A 13704-nucleotide genomic window follows, 5' to 3' on the forward strand; every position below is an offset into this window, starting at 1 on the left:
CCGACTACGGCATCCGGTCCCCCAGAAGTGCCAGGTTCTCGATGGCGGCGAGGCCGTAGAGGGCGGTGTCGTTGGTGGAGACCCAGGTCGCCTCGCTGCCGGGCACCAGGGCGGTCGGGCCGCTCACCTTCTCCGTCTTCCAGGGCGCCGATTCCTTGTAGCCGTCGGAGTTGTAGAACTTCTGCCAGGCACGGGCGGCGAGCTGGGCGTCCCCGGTCCGCACGGCGGCGTAGGCGTCGAGGCGCGAGTGGCCCTGGAAGAGGATGAGGCTGCCGAAGTTGCTGCCGTAGCGGGCCGCCTGTTCGGTCTTGGAGGCGTTGAAGTAGCGGCAGTAGTCGTAGTACGCCTCGTTGAACTCCGGCATGTCGACCAGGTCGATCAGTTCGGCGCACAGTTCGTTGAGGCCGAAGACGGCCGACAGGTGGGAGACCTCGACCTTGGGGGTGTCGGCGATCGCGAACCGGCCGGTGTCCAGGTCGTACAGGCCGCTGCCCTGGACGAAGCCGTTGGGCTGGGCGGCGATGGTCTCCATGGTGGACAGGACGCGGGCCTTGGCCTTCTCCCACTTGGGGCCCTTGCGTTCCCACTCGGTCAGCCACGCCGAGACCAGGCCGCTCCAGTCGGTGCCGAAGCCGATCGACAGGGCGTTGCGGTCGGGGGTGTAGGGCTCGGTGCGGATCTTGCGGAGCGGGTCGAGGGCGAGGAAGGTCTCGTCGGAGTCGACGTTGGCGTGCATGAGGTCGCCGACGCGTTCGTCGGCGGTGAGGAAGTAGTAGAAGCGCCGGTAGGTGGTGTTGGCGATGCGCTGCTGCTTGGCGCTGTCCGCGTAGTGCTGGACGCCGTGGCGGGTGCCGAGGCCGGCCCATGCGCCCAGGTGGTAGACGTCGACCTCGCCGGTGTGGCGGGTCATGGCCTCGGCGAAGCGGAAGATGTCGGCGCGGCCGGAGCGCAGGTAGGCGTACCAGAGCCAGAGGTCCGGGGAGAGTTCGGAGTTGTCCCAGGCGTAGCCGCCGATGTCGTAGCGCCACTGGTGCCGGGCGGTGTCGTAGGTGTGCATGATGTCGCCGTAGTCCCAGAAGCCGTACCAGCGGCGCTGCTCCACCTGGTCCTTGTAGTAGGTGAAGAGGAAGTCGAGGTGGTCCTCGATCTTCGCCTTGGCGGGTGTGGAGCGGTCCGGCTCGGAGTAGAGGCCGGGGCCGAAGACTCCGGCCTTGATGAGCTGGGCCGGCGGTGCCGCCAGCTGCGGCAGGACGCGGACCGCCTCGACCTGTTCGGCGAGTGTCTCGGCGCTCGGGGTCGCGGCGTTGGCCCAGAAGAGCAGCTCGGAGGTGCGGGCGATGCCGTAGGGGGTGCCGAAGCCGGGCTCGTAGTCCTCGTAGGTGATGTTGAGGCCCTCGATCTGCTCGGGGAAGGTGTCCTGGCCCATGCCGTCGTGGTAGAAGCGCAGGTCCATGGGCTGGGCCTCGGGCGACCAGAGCCAGAGGGTGACCTCGGCCTCGTCGGTCTGCGCGTCGCGGATGTCGAGCTGGGCGGGGTACTTCTCCCAGAAGTCGCGCAGGCCGAACGAGAGGCCGCCGCTCACGCCCCCGACGTAGCCGAAGCCGGAGGCGCGTCGTCCGCCGCCGGCGCCGATCCAGCCGTGGCCCTTCTTGGTGCGCTTGCGCAGGGTGAAGCCGTCGGCGGAGAGCTGGGAGAGGGTGTAGTCGCCCCACTCGGGGATGTACTGCAGGCGGGTGGTGACGCGCTGGTCCCAGGTGGACGGGTCGGGCAGTTTCTCCCCGGCGAACTGGGCCGCCTGCACGGCGGCGCCCGGGTCGCGGCGCAGTCCGGTGATGCCCTTGACGGCCTCGCGCAGCAGGCCGGTGCCCTCGCCGCCGATGCGGACGTGGCGGTCGTAGGACTCGTCGCGCATCGGGACGGTGAAGCGGACGCCGAGGCCCCGGACGAAGTCGCCGCTCGCCTTCCCGGGCTCCTGCTTCCCGTCGAAGGTGATGGTGTGCACCATGCGGAAGGAGTCGGCGCCCGCGTAGAAGTACAGACGGATGGAGAAGGGCAGCCAGCCGCGGTCGCCCTTGCGGTGCTTGCCGTCGATCCGGACGACGGCGCGGACCGGGCCCTCCTGTTCGACCTTCACCTCGTCGACGGCGCCGTCGAAGCGCTCGTACTTCACCGTGCCCTGGTCGCCGTCCTCGATCTCGGGCTGGCGCAGCAGGACGAGGCGGCCGTTCCTGGCGATCTCGGTGGAGCCTCTGGTGACCGACTTGATCAGGGTCGATCCGGACGTGCCGATCCTGGCGGTGATGACGCCGGTCGATATGTCGATGGTGCCGCCGCGCCGGTCGACGGTGACCTTCCGGGCGGGGGCGGCGGGGCTGCCGGCGGTGAGGGTGAGCTTGCCGTGGCCGGAGCCGACCGCGTGCGCCGTCCACTTCAGGGAGCCGTCCGGCCAGTAGGCGAGGGGCCAGGACTGGGTCGGTACGGCCTTGCCGTCGGCGTCGGTGACGGCGAAGGTCTGGTCCTCCCGGTAGGTGCCCTTGGGCCAGGGGACGCCGACGGTGGAGCCGGGGGCGGCGCCCAGGCCGCCGTCCTCCAGCCAGGTGAGGGTGACGGGGCTGTCGTCGGCCGCCGCGGCGGCGGGGGCGGCCTGCGCGTTCTTGGCGCCGAGGGCCCAGCTGAACTGGGCGGCGGCTCCGGCGACGGCGGCCGCCTTGAGGAGGGACCTGCGGGGGATGGGGGACATGGCCTTTCCTTTCCGTGCGGGGGCAAGGGCGGTCAAGGTGTCAAGGTGTCAAGGGCATGACAGAGAGAGGCGCGGCGCCGGGGCGCCGGCCTTGATGGGGACGCTGCGGGGGGTCAGCGGCGCCGGTAGCGTTCCTCCACGGCGACCGCGGCAGCCGCCACGGCGCCCAGGACGGGGACCGCCAGCGGCGCGCTGAACCAGGCGGAACAGACGACGACGGCCAGCCCGCCGACGATCAGGAAGGAGCCGGCCGGGTCGAGCACGGTGCGGCGGCCGGCCTGCGCGAGCAGCGACCGCCAGGAGGCGCCGGGCCGCCAGGCCGCCGCCGCGCGGAGCCCGGCGACGGCGGCGCCGATCAGGGCGAGCACACCCACGGCGCCCACGAACGGGCCGCCCGGCAGCCCCTCGCGCACCGCCCGCACGTCCACCCAGACCAGGGCCAGGGCGGCCCATCCGGCGACCCCGACCAGCCATCCGCGGCGCACCGCCGACCCGAAGTCCGCGGCGAACTCCCGCCAACCGCCCCGCTCGTGGGCGAGCCGGCGCCCGAGGTGCCGGGCCCCCGCCGCGAACGCGGCCGGGTAGGTGACCAGCGGCAGCGAGGCCACCGCGATCCACACGCCGGTGAGCAGGCACTCGGCGAACAGGGCGAACCCCTCGGCGAACCGCGACTCGCCCCGCTCCCCCGCCCGCTCCGTACGGGCCTTCGCACGCACCTGGGTCACGATCGGTTCACCTCAGCCCTTCAGGCCGGACGTCGCCATGCCGTCGATCAGATAGCGCTGGAAGGCCAGGAAGAAGGCGAGGACGGGCAGCAGGGCCACGAGCGACATGGCGATCATGCCGCCGTAGTTGGCCAGCCCTTCCTGGTCCACGAACATCTTCAGGCCGAGGGAGACGGTGTACTTGCTGGGCTCGTTGAGGTAGATCAGCGGGCCCATGAAGTCGTTCCACGCGTTGATGAAGGTGAAGATCGCGCTGGTGATCAGGGCCGGGCGGCACAGCGGCAGCACGATCGACCAGTAGATACGGAAGTGCCCGCAGCCGTCCAGGCGCGCCGCCTCGTCCAGTTCCTTGGGCAGGTTCCGCATGAACTGCACCATCAGGAAGACGAAGAACGCCTCCGTGGCCAGGTACTTGCCCAGCAGCAGCGGGGTGTACGTGTTGATCATGTCCATGTTGCGGAAGAGCACGTACTGCGGGATCAGCAGCACGTGGTACGGCAGCAGCAGGGTGCCGATCATCAGCGTGAAGAGCAGGTTGCGGCCGGCGAACCGGATCTTGGCGAAGGCGTACGCCGTCAGCGAGCAGGACGCCACGATCCCGATCACCGAACCCACCGCGAGGACGAGTGAGTTGACGAAGAAGGTGGAGATGGAGATGTCGGCGATGCCGTCGGCGAGGCCGGTGTAGTTCGAGATGATCGGGTCGGCCGGGAACAGGTCCAGGCTGCCGACGATGTCCCCGCTCTCCTTGAAGGAGCCGCCGATGACCCAGATCACCGGGTAGAGGATCACCGCGAGGATCGCCAGGGACCCCAGGTGCCAGGCGAGCGAGCCCGGCAGTCTGCGCCGCAGGGCCCCCTTCGCGGACGGGGCCGGCGTGACGTCGGTGGCCTGCGCGCTCATCGGCCGCCCTCCTCGTAGTGCACCCAGCGCTTCTGCGACCAGAACAGCACCGCGGTGACCAGGGCGACGCCGACCAGCAGCATCCACGCCATGGCCGAGGCCAGGCCCATGCGGCTGTTCTCGAAGCCCTGCACGTACAGATAACAGGTGTAGACCATGGTTCCGTCGGCCGGACCGCAGGAGTTGCCTCCGGCGCCGCCGCCGACGATGTAGGCGGAGCTGAAGATCTGGAAGGAGTGGATGGTCTCCAGCAGGACGTTGAAGAAGAGGACCGGGGAGATCATCGGCAGCGTGATGTTCCAGAACTGCCGCAGCTTGCTCGCCCCGTCCACGTCGGCCGCCTCGTACAGCTCGCGCGGCACCTGCTTGAGGCCGGCCAGGAAGATGACCATCGGGGCGCCGAACTGCCAGACGGTCAGCGCCACCAGGCTGTAGATGATCAGGTCCGGGTCACCGGTCCAGCCGCCGACGTCGATCCCGAACAGCCGCTGCGTACGGTCGACGACCGCGTCGTCCGAGAAGATCGCCTTCCACACGATGGCCACCGACACGCTCGCGCCGATCAGCGACGGGGCGTAGAAGGCGGCCCGGTAGAAGGCCTGCCCGCGCCGTTTCTGCGCCAGCAGCAGGGCCACACCGAGCGCGGCGAGCAGCTTGATCGGCGTGCCCACGACGACGTACCAGAGGGTGACCTGGACCGAGTGGCGCCAGCGCGGATCGCCGAACATCTCGGAGAAGTTGTCCAGGCCGATCCACCGGGGCGCGTCGAACAGGTTGTAGTCGGTGAACGCGAAGTAGAGCGAGGCGACCATCGGTCCCGCGGTCAGCAGCAGGAACCCGGCGATCCAGGGGGACATGAAGAGGTAGCCGGCCAGGTTCTCCCGGCGGCCCCGCCGCTTCAGATCGGCGGGGCGCCGGGACTTCACCGGACCGTGCCGCGGCTCGGAGTCCTTGTCCAGGTCCTCCCTCGCGGGGGCGTGTGTCACGGCGCTTCCCATCAGCCGGCGAGAGCCGTCTTCGACTCGGTGAAGAACTGCTTGACGGCGTCCTGGACGGACCGCTCGCCGAGCGCCATCTCCTCGGCGATGCGCAGGAAGGCGGCCTCGCAGATGTCGGCGCCGTTCGGGTGCGGCGTGATGGTCTCCAGGACCCCCGCGTCGACGAGCGACTGCTCGTACGCGGCGATCGCCTTGTTGACCGGGTCCGTGGGCCGGTACGCGTCGTACTGGACCTGGGTCGTGGGGACGCCCCGGTCGTAGCCCATGATCTTGGCGACCTCGGGGTCGTGGACCATGAAGTCGATGAACTGGGCGACTTCCTTCGGGTGCTCGGTGCGCTTGTAGCCGCTGAGCATCAGCGAACCGAGGTACTGGCCGGTCCGCTTGCCGTCCGTGCTGGGGATCGGCGCGAGCCCGTACTCGCTCTTGCCCTCGGAGGTGTAGCGGACGGTGAAGTTGTCCCAGGTGAACTCGCTGCCGGCCAGCTCCGCGGAGAGCGCCGACTTGGGCTTGATCTGGGCGACCTTCTTCGGGTCGGCGAACAGGCCGGACTTCACGCCCTTCTCCGCCTTCGTCCACCACGCGGTCAGATCGGCCTCGGAGAAACCGAGTCCGTCCTCGGTGAAGAACGCCTTGCCGTTCTGCCGCAGATACAGGTCGTAGAGGTACATGACGCCGTACATGCCGCTGTCACCGGCGCGGCCCGTCCGGTCGCGGATCCTCGTCATCGCCTCGTCGAAGTCGTCCCAGGTCCAGCCCTGTTCGGGCTTGACGCCGGCCCGGGTGTAGACCGGCTTGTCGATGACGAGCGCCATGGAGTTCGAACCCACCGGCACGCCGAGGAGTTTGCCGTCGATCTCGCCGAACTTCTCCAGGCCCGCCCGGAATCCGTCCATCGAGAGATTGCCCGCCTTCACCTGTTCGCTCAGGTCGAGCAGGACATTCTTGGCGTCGTATTTCCGGAGAAATCCGATGGCGTTCTGGAAGACGTCCGGCGGATTCCCTCCGGAAGCCTGCGTGTTGAACTTCTTCCAGAAGTCGGTGTACGGCTGGAAGTCGGTCTTGACCTTGATCTTCGGGTACTTCTTCTCGAAGAGCGCGATGGTCTTGTTGATGCGTTCCGCCCGGTCTTCGGCACCCCACCAGGAGTAACGAATCGTCACCGTTCCGTCCCCGGAACCACTGCCGCCGCCGCAGGCGGTGGCGGTCGCCCCCAGCCCCGCGACGGCCAGCGAGGCCCCCGCCGCTTTGAGGATCGTCCGCCTCTCCACATTCCTGCCCTGCTGCATATGAGCCTCCCCGCGACGTTGCGTCCGCCCCATGAATCGTTTCAAGTAAGCGCTTGCTGCCACAAGGTACGGAGGGCCCACGGGCGCGTCAATGATTCGGACAGGAAATGACGGGCGGCGGCTCGCGGCGGCGGGAGCGGCCCTTCCCGGCGCATCGGCCGCACGCCGCGAGGAATCCCCAGGTCGGAGCGGTGTGACCGACGGGTCGAACGTGACGGAAGCCGCCCGCACCCGCGGCACCGAAGGTCACGGTTGGGTGAAGGCGGGCGGAAGCGGAACGCCCGGGAGTCCGGACGCACCGCACACGAAGGCGGCCCGGCTCACGATCGTGAGCCGGGCCGCCTGATGATCCGGTGGGCGATACTGGGTTCGAACCAGTGACCTCTTCGGTGTGAACGAAGCGCTCTCCCACTGAGCTAATCGCCCGGACGCAGGAAGAACATTACCCCATGTCAGGGGGTGCCCGTGACCAGCGGGGGCCGGGTCACCGGCCCCCGCGGCGGATCACTGGTCCTCGATCTTCCAGGGCAGCTGGAGTCCGAACTTCCACAGATAGACCCCGGCCACCGCGGCCACGATCACCAGACCGACCGAGGTCAGGATGATGTTCCGCCGCCGCACCTTCGGGTCGAGGGCTCGCTGGGCCGCCTCGGTGACCTTGCGCTTGGTCCAGCGCAGGACGAGCTGGGCCCAGACGAACTCGGTCGCCCAGATCGCCATGCCGCCGAAGATCACGACCCACCCCGGTCCGGGCAGGACGAGCATGGCGGCGCCGGCCGCGACGACCGCCAGGCCGACGATGAAGACGCCGACCTGCCAGCTCAGGTGCAGGGCGCGGCGCGCCTTGATGAATTCCGGTGCACGCGATCCGAGCGCCTGCGCGGGCGCCGCCTCGTCGTCCGTCCCCGTACGGTCTTCCGCCACGGCCGCCTCGCCGGGCTTGTTACTCCCCGTGTTCATACGGCCAAACACTACCGGAGCGAAAGCTGTCACCGGAATGGGCGCAGGACCCGAACGACCACTCGGCCGGAAGGGTTACCTAAACACACGCAAAACACGCAGAGGGGTTTACAACGGCACCGTAGGTGGCATGTCGATTTCGCCGACGTGCGAATCCCCGAGCGCACACTGAGCGAAAGGCCCTGGCGCTTATGAACACCACGGTCAGCTGCGAGCTGCACCTGCGCCTCGTTGTGTCGAGCGAGTCCTCCCTGCCTGTCCCCGCAGGCCTGCGGTACGACACGGCCGACCCCTACGCCGTGCACGCCACCTTCCACACCGGAGCCGAGGAGACCGTCGAGTGGGTGTTCGCCCGCGACCTCCTCGCCGAAGGTCTCCACCGCCCCACCGGGACCGGCGACGTCCGTGTCTGGCCGTCCCGCAGTCACGGCCAGGGCGTCGTGTGCATCGCCCTCAGCTCCCCGGAGGGCGAGGCGCTGCTCGAGGCCCCGGCGCGGGCTCTGGAGTCCTTCCTGAAGCGCACAGACGCCGCCGTGCCGCCCGGCACGGAACACCGGCACTTCGATCTCGATCAGGAGCTCTCGCACATCCTGGCGGAAAGCTAGGGCGATCTCCGCGAAGCCGCCCGTCGCCGTCGACTCGGGGTGACGGCACGGGCCCGGACAACCGCATCACGGCACACACCGGCGTCGTCGCCGCGGGAGACCGCGGGGGCGGCGCCGGTGCGTGTGCGGTGACGGTGGGTGTGCGGTGACGTGAGTGCGCGGTGACGGTGGGTGGGCAGCAGCCCCGCTGGGCGCATAGCGGCGCCGGGAACGGAGGGCCGGCGACCGTCGTTCTACGGGCATCCGGCGGCGAGGAGCGGCATCGGAGCCGGTCCGCCCGTCGTGGAAGCCACTACCATCGGCCAGCATCGGCGGGCGCCCGCCCGACCCCAGGCCAGGGAGCGAGATGTGCTGATCACCCACGACACCCGGTGCGCCCTCGACACCGTGGTGGATCTGGTGAACACCGTGCCGGAGGACGAGGCGGCTCCGGACGGACTGCCGGACGTCTCGGCCCTCCAGGATTTCGTCGGAACGCACGAGATCAGCGACGTCGGCGTGCTCTCGGAACTCGACCTCTCGGCCGTGCGCAAGATCCGCGGCCGGTTCGCGGCCGTCTTCGCGGCCCCCGACGCGCGTGCCGCTGCGGGTCTGATCAATGATCTGGTCGCCGCCGCCGGCACCACACCGCGGCTCACCGACCACGACGGCTACGACTGGCACATCCACTACTTCGCCCCCGGCGCCTCGGTCGCCGACCACCTCGCCGCGGACTGCGGCATGGCGCTCGCCTTCTTCGTGGTCGCCGGTGAGCAGGAGCGGCTGCGGCGGTGCGAGGCCCCCGACTGCCGGCGCGCCTTCGTCGACCTCTCGCGCAACCGCTCGCGGCGCTACTGCGACAGCCGCACCTGCGGAAACCGCTTGCACGTGGCGGCCTACCGGGCGCGGCGCAAGGAGGCGGCGGGCTGACGTACGCCGCGGCCCGCCGGAAGAGACGGAGGGGGCGACGCGGCCCCCGGCGGGTGACGCCGGGGAGCGCGGGTACGGCTCAGAGCAGCAGCAGATCGTGCAACGCGGCCATGAGCAGCAGACACCCGATCACCGCAAGGAAGATCATGAGCGGTGGCTGGGAAAGGGCGAAGAGGCAGCCTCGCGGTTCGCTGTGCGTCCGCGTGGTTTCGCTCTGTCTCGTGTCCAGCTGGGGATCCAGCTGAGTGGTGTCCGGCATCTCGCCGTGATGATGACCCAGCGGCCGGGACGTACGCGATCAACACGCCAACGACGACCGGGAGTTCGTTGAATTCCGCAAGGTCCGTTCGGATCTTGATCATTACGGAGCGCCCGCTGACGGCCTCGGACCGCTGTGTCGTTTCAGCCTTCCCCGCCGGAACCGGCGCACGGGGTCATATGCCGTGCTTCTTGAGGATGGCCTCGATGTCGCTGAAGTCGTCGTCGCCGCCGGACTTCTTGGCCGGACGGGGCGCGGGCCGGGCCGCCGCACCGGAGCCGGGACCCAGCGAGGGCTCCGAGGCCGCCGGCGCCACGGCGTCGCGGCGAGCCGCCGCCCTGGCCTCCTTGCGCTCCTTGCGGGTGCCGCCCCGCCTGCGCTCCACGGCCCGTGTCGTCATGAACAGCACCCAGGACACGCCGAGCACCCCGAAACCGGCCCAGGCCACGGGGCTGAACGCCGTGTCCGCCAGCCACTCGACGACACCGGTCATCACCAGGCCGACCGGGATCAGCGCGTAGGCGGCGATGCGGACCGCGGTGAGGAAGCGCCTGCGGTACGCGGTGACCGCCGCGATGCCCAGGCCGGCCGCGGACACCGCGGAGCAGACGGTCTCGGCAATCATCCGGTCCTCCAGGGCGGGTCGGTCGGGCATGAGTGACTTCGTCCCTTCCATCCTGCACCGTCGGGACACTCTCGGGCCATGCCGCGGCCACGAGATCAGGGAGATCTAGGGGTCGGCTCCTCCGCAGGTGCCGGTGGCCGCGGGCCGACGGCCGCCGTACGAGGTGGTCGGGACGCCGCTTTCCGGGCTGGGAGAATGGGACCATGAGCGACTCCTCCCCCGCCCGTTCCGCCGTGCCCGTCCTCGACGTCTGGTGCGAGCTCCAGTGCCCGGACTGCCACACGGCCCTGGACGACCTGCGCGCCCTGCGCGCCCGCTACGGCGACCGTCTCGAGCTGCGGCTGCGCCACTTCCCGCTGGAGAAGCACAAGCACTCCTTCGCCGCCGCGCAGGCCGCCGAGGAGGCCGTGGCCCAGGGGCAGGGCTGGCCGTACGCCGAGGCCGTGCTGGCCCGGGTCGCGGAGCTGGACCGGAAGGGAGAGGCCTTCCTGGTCGAGGTGGCCCGGGAACTGGGACTGGACGCGGAGGAGTTCGACACGGCCCTGATCGACGGCCGGCACATCCTGATCGTCGACGCCGACCAGGCCGAGGGCAAGGCGATCGGCGTCACCGGCACCCCCACGTACGTGATCGGCGGGGAGCGGCTCGACGGCGGCAAGAGCCAGGAGGGGCTGCGCGAGCGCGTCGAGCGGATCGCGGACCGGCTGCTGGCCGAGGCCGGGGACTGACGGTTCCGCGCCGGTGCGGGGACGGCCCGGCGGCGCCGTCCCCCGGAAGCCGGCCGGCGTCTCGCTCGCGCCGTGCGCCTACGGCAGCGGCTTGCTGTAGTAGCCGCGCGTGGTCGCGTAGCCGAGCGACTCGTAGAGGTGTTCGGCGGCGGTGTTGCCCGCGAAGACGTTCAGGCCGATCAGGCGCCGGCCGGCGGCGACGGCCTGGGCCTCGGCCAGCAGCATGAGCGTGCGGCCGTGTCCCCGGCCCCGGTGCGCCGCGTCGACCTCGACGTCGAAGACGAAGGCACGGTCCTCCTGCAGCCCCAGCCACAGCACGCCGACCCGCTCCGCTTCGTGCTCCAGCACGCTGATCAGCATGTTCTCGCTGTCCTGCCCGTGCGGCAGCAGCTGCTCGTGGTCACTGCGCGCCTTGGCGTACGCCGCGTCCTCGGGGACGCCGCGCTCGATCCAGGTACGGGCGTAGTGCTCCGTCTCGTATGCCTGCCAGGCGGCGAACTCGTCCGCCGTCATCGCCCGCGCGCGGCTGCCGGCGGGCAGGGCGGGCGCGGTGTCGCCGAGCGGTTTGGTCATGGCGCGGTTGCGCAGGACGTAACCGAGCGCGTCCGCGAGCCGTCGGCCGGCCTCGGCGTCGGCGGCCAGGCTCACCTGGATCTGCCGGCAGCCCCAGCCCCGCGCGACCTCCTCCGCGGCGAGGGCCGCGACCGTGCCCCGGCCGCGCCTGCGGTCGGGCTCGTCGATCCGCAGCCGGTGGATCACGGCCACCGCGTCGCCGAAGGCCCGCGAGGTGCCGAGGTGTATCGCGCCGACGGGCCGGCTGTTCACGCACACCTGGTAGTGGCGCGAACGCGTCCCGTCGGCGGCTCGCTGAAGCGGCTCGGTCGGCCGCAGGGTGGTGGTCATCACGGGTGTTCTACCCGGCGACGGGGCTCGAGTCAGCCTGATTTTCCGGGTCCGGCCCGGACCCGGACGGAGCTAGGGGTCCAGATCGTCCCCGGAGCGCTCCTCGAAGATCCGCATGGCCTTGGCGGTCACCGGCCCCGGAGCGCCGGGCAGTTCACGGTCGTCGACGCGGTGCACGGCCTGCACGTCGCGCAGGGTCGAGGTGAGGAAGACCTCGTCGGCCCGTCCGAGGACGTCCAGCGGCAGGTCGGTCTCCCGGGCGCCGGTCCACTCGACGGCCAGGGCGCGGGTGATTCCGGCGAGGCAGCCGGAGGCGACCGGCGGGGTGTGGATCTCGCCGTCGAGGACGACGAAGACGTTCGATCCGGTGCCCTCGCACAGCTGCCCCACCGTGTTGGCGAACAGCGCCTCGCTGGCGCCCCGTTCGCGGGCGCGGGCCAGGGCGACGACGTTCTCGGCGTAGGACGTGGTCTTCAGTCCGGTGAGGGCGCCGCGCTCGTTGCGGGTCCACGGCACCGTGATCACGGCCGTGGAGTCGGGGCGCCGGCCGGTCTCGCCGAGGGCGACGACGAGGGTCGTGCCGTGCTCGCCGCGGTCCGAGCCGAGGGGGCCGTGGCCGCCGGTGTAGGTGATGCGCAGCCTGCCCAGCGGCATGGGGTTGGCCTCCAGGACGGCGGCGCAGGCGCGGCGGACCTCGTCGAGGTCGGGGTCGGGCAGGCCGAGGCCGCGGGCCGAGCGGGTCAGCCGGTCGAGGTGCCGGGTCAGGGCGAACGGCCTGCCGTCCACCGCCTTCACGGTCTCGAAGATGCCGTCGCCCACGGTCAGCCCGTGGTCGAGGACGGAGACGCGGGCGGACTCGATGTCCTGGAGCCCGCCGTCGAGCCAGATCTTCACGCCTGTATTCCCTCTCCACTCACCTCGTACGTCCCCGACGCTACCGCGAGCAGCCGCGCCGCCTTCAGTTCGGTCTCCCGCCACTCCCCCTCCGGGTCGGACCCCCAGGTGATGCCGGCGCCGGTCCCGAAGCGCAGCAGCCCCTCGGCCCGGTCGAGCCAGAAGGTGCGGATGCCGACGGCCAGCTCCGCGGTGCCCCGGTCGGCGTCGACCCAGCCGATGCCGCCGCAGTAGGGGCCCCGGGGCGCGGTCTCCAGGGCGTCGATGATCCGCAGCGCGCTGGACTTGGGGGCGCCGGTGACGGACCCGGGCGGGAAGGCCGCCGCGAGCAGTTCCGGCCAGCCGGCGTCCGGGCGCAGCTCGCCCCTGACGGTCGACACGAGATGGACCAGGCCCGGGTGCTTCTCCACGGCGCACAGGTCGGGCACCGTCACGCTGCCCGTGGCGCAGACCCGCCCGACGTCGTTGCGGACGAGGTCCACGATCATCACGTTCTCGGCGTAGTCCTTCTCCAGGAGGTCGGCCTCGGTCCGCCCGGTCCCCTTGATCGGTCCGGACTCTACGGTCCGGCCGTCCCGGCGCAGGAACAGCTCGGGCGAGGCGGTGGCGATCTCGACGCCGTGTCCCGGCAGCCGGAGCGTCCCGGCGTACGGCGCCGGGTTGCCGCGGGCCAGCAGCGCGGTGAGGGCGTCCACGTCGGCGCCGGGGTGGACGGGCGCCGAGAGGACCCGGCAGAGGTTGGCCTGGTAGACCTCGCCGGCCGCGATGTGCTCGCGGATGCGGCGTACGGCGGCCGTGTACGCGGCGCGGTCGAGGGAGGACGTCCACGCGTCGACCGCCGGCCCGCGCCAGCGCCCCGGCGCGGGCGCCGGAACCGGTCGCTGCCGTACGTCGCCGAAGCGTGCGCAGGTCAGACGGCCCTCGAAGTCCGCGCAGACGGCCCAGAAGCCCTCGGAATCCAGGGCGGCGGGGTCGCTCGTGACGTCGAGGAGACCGGTGGCGAGACGGTCGCCGAAGCGGGCGAGGGGAGGGAGGTCGAGCACGTGTCCGAGTCTAGGACGGTGGCCCCGAGGTGACCCGAACGTGTCCTTCCGGGTGCCCTGACCAGGCCCGCGAGCGGGGGCGGCGCAGCACACTGCACAAACGCGTTTTTGTACTGGCACCGG

14 protein-coding genes and 1 tRNA gene are annotated in these 13704 nt (G+C 70.9%); 3 read left to right on the top strand and 12 right to left on the bottom strand.

All coding sequences use genetic code 11. From position 1 onward, the window contains the following. Positions 1-4: 4 nt before the first annotated feature. From ACFZP7_RS07180 to ACFZP7_RS07210, 7 genes are all read right to left on the bottom strand, one after another. Positions 5-2740: a Tat pathway signal sequence domain protein gene (locus tag ACFZP7_RS07180; RefSeq protein ID WP_385634090.1), complete on the bottom strand. Its 2736-nt coding sequence runs from the start codon at positions 2738-2740 to the stop codon at positions 5-7. Between the two features lie 113 nt (positions 2741-2853). Then, a complete protein-coding gene (locus ACFZP7_RS07185; protein WP_385634091.1) occupies positions 2854-3465 on the bottom strand; it encodes a hypothetical protein in 612 nt (203 codons plus the stop codon). Between the two features lie 12 nt (positions 3466-3477). Beyond that, entirely contained in the window at positions 3478-4368 is an 891-nt protein-coding gene (locus ACFZP7_RS07190; protein WP_030973234.1) for a carbohydrate ABC transporter permease, read from the bottom strand. Next, positions 4365-5366 (bottom strand): carbohydrate ABC transporter permease, encoded by a 1002-nt coding sequence (locus ACFZP7_RS07195; protein WP_019325125.1) that lies wholly within the window; start codon positions 5364-5366, stop codon positions 4365-4367. The genes ACFZP7_RS07190 and ACFZP7_RS07195 overlap by 4 nt, the downstream gene beginning before the upstream one ends. After that, positions 5366-6655, bottom strand: a complete 1290-nt coding sequence (locus ACFZP7_RS07200; protein ID WP_030973238.1) for an ABC transporter substrate-binding protein — start codon at positions 6653-6655, stop codon at positions 5366-5368. The genes ACFZP7_RS07195 and ACFZP7_RS07200 overlap by 1 nt, the downstream gene beginning before the upstream one ends. A 354-nt stretch (positions 6656-7009) precedes the next feature. Then, positions 7010-7081, bottom strand: a tRNA-Val gene (locus ACFZP7_RS07205). A gap of 78 nt (positions 7082-7159) precedes the next feature. Beyond that, positions 7160-7615 carry a TIGR02611 family protein gene (locus ACFZP7_RS07210; RefSeq protein WP_019325128.1) on the bottom strand — a complete coding sequence of 152 codons (456 nt, stop codon included), beginning with the start codon at positions 7613-7615 and terminating at the stop codon, positions 7160-7162. A gap of 191 nt (positions 7616-7806) precedes the next feature. Here ACFZP7_RS07210 and ACFZP7_RS07215 point away from each other — a divergent pair, with 191 nt between their 5' ends. Together ACFZP7_RS07215 and ACFZP7_RS07220 are read left to right on the top strand one after the other, a co-directional pair. Beyond that, complete coding sequence (locus tag ACFZP7_RS07215; protein WP_004002642.1) at positions 7807-8220, top strand: SsgA family sporulation/cell division regulator; 414 nt, start codon at positions 7807-7809, stop codon at positions 8218-8220. A 348-nt stretch (positions 8221-8568) separates the two neighbouring features. Then, positions 8569-9129, top strand: a complete 561-nt coding sequence (locus tag ACFZP7_RS07220; RefSeq protein WP_019325129.1) for a CGNR zinc finger domain-containing protein — start codon at positions 8569-8571, stop codon at positions 9127-9129. A gap of 79 nt (positions 9130-9208) precedes the next feature. Here the strand turns inward: ACFZP7_RS07220 and ACFZP7_RS07225 are convergent, their stop codons facing one another. Further along, the gene (locus ACFZP7_RS07225) at positions 9209-9388 is read right to left on the bottom strand and encodes a hypothetical protein (protein ID WP_019325130.1); all 180 of its coding nucleotides are present in this window, start codon (positions 9386-9388) and stop codon (positions 9209-9211) included. Between the two features lie 175 nt (positions 9389-9563). Then, positions 9564-10043, bottom strand: coding sequence for a hypothetical protein (locus ACFZP7_RS07230; RefSeq protein WP_019325131.1), 480 nt, complete (start codon positions 10041-10043; stop codon positions 9564-9566). A gap of 173 nt (positions 10044-10216) precedes the next feature. On the opposite strand from ACFZP7_RS07230, the gene ACFZP7_RS07235 reads away from it, so the two are divergent. Continuing rightward, on the top strand, positions 10217-10741 hold the full coding sequence (locus ACFZP7_RS07235) for a DsbA family protein (protein ID WP_086877791.1): 525 nt from the start codon (positions 10217-10219) through the stop codon (positions 10739-10741). Between the two features lie 78 nt (positions 10742-10819). Here ACFZP7_RS07235 and ACFZP7_RS07240 read toward each other — a convergent pair whose 3' ends face one another. The 3 genes from ACFZP7_RS07240 to ACFZP7_RS07250 form a co-directional block, all read right to left on the bottom strand. Beyond that, positions 10820-11644 (bottom strand): GNAT family N-acetyltransferase, encoded by an 825-nt coding sequence (locus tag ACFZP7_RS07240; RefSeq protein WP_385634092.1) that lies wholly within the window; start codon positions 11642-11644, stop codon positions 10820-10822. 72 nt (positions 11645-11716) lie between these two features. Further along, positions 11717-12538 carry an aminotransferase class IV gene (locus ACFZP7_RS07245; RefSeq protein ID WP_019325134.1) on the bottom strand — a complete coding sequence of 274 codons (822 nt, stop codon included), beginning with the start codon at positions 12536-12538 and terminating at the stop codon, positions 11717-11719. Further along, entirely contained in the window at positions 12535-13581 is a 1047-nt protein-coding gene (locus ACFZP7_RS07250) for a chorismate-binding protein (protein ID WP_019325135.1), read from the bottom strand. The genes ACFZP7_RS07245 and ACFZP7_RS07250 overlap by 4 nt, the downstream gene beginning before the upstream one ends. Positions 13582-13704 lie beyond the last annotated feature (123 nt).

It is taken from the genome of Streptomyces sp. SudanB5_2050, assembly GCF_964272335.1.
Lineage (GTDB): Bacteria > Actinomycetota > Actinomycetes > Streptomycetales > Streptomycetaceae > Streptomyces > Streptomyces rochei.

Excerpts from the sequence above, each read along its gene's own strand:
- ACFZP7_RS07180 (WP_385634090.1), bottom strand. The coding sequence starts at position 2,740 with ATGTCCCCCATCCCCCGCAGGTCCCTCCTCAAGGCGGCCGCCGTCGCC.
- ACFZP7_RS07190 (WP_030973234.1), bottom strand. The coding sequence starts at position 4,368 with ATGAGCGCGCAGGCCACCGACGTCACGCCGGCCCCGTCCGCGAAGGGG.
- ACFZP7_RS07195 (WP_019325125.1), bottom strand. The coding sequence starts at position 5,366 with ATGGGAAGCGCCGTGACACACGCCCCCGCGAGGGAGGACCTGGACAAG.
- ACFZP7_RS07200 (WP_030973238.1), bottom strand. The coding sequence starts at position 6,655 with ATGCAGCAGGGCAGGAATGTGGAGAGGCGGACGATCCTCAAAGCGGCG.
- ACFZP7_RS07210 (WP_019325128.1), bottom strand. The coding sequence starts at position 7,615 with ATGAACACGGGGAGTAACAAGCCCGGCGAGGCGGCCGTGGCGGAAGAC.
- ACFZP7_RS07215 (WP_004002642.1), top strand. The coding sequence starts at position 7,807 with ATGAACACCACGGTCAGCTGCGAGCTGCACCTGCGCCTCGTTGTGTCG.
- ACFZP7_RS07225 (WP_019325130.1), bottom strand. The coding sequence starts at position 9,388 with ATGCCGGACACCACTCAGCTGGATCCCCAGCTGGACACGAGACAGAGC.
- ACFZP7_RS07230 (WP_019325131.1), bottom strand. The coding sequence starts at position 10,043 with ATGCCCGACCGACCCGCCCTGGAGGACCGGATGATTGCCGAGACCGTC.
- ACFZP7_RS07235 (WP_086877791.1), top strand. The coding sequence starts at position 10,217 with ATGAGCGACTCCTCCCCCGCCCGTTCCGCCGTGCCCGTCCTCGACGTC.
- ACFZP7_RS07240 (WP_385634092.1), bottom strand. The coding sequence starts at position 11,644 with ATGACCACCACCCTGCGGCCGACCGAGCCGCTTCAGCGAGCCGCCGAC.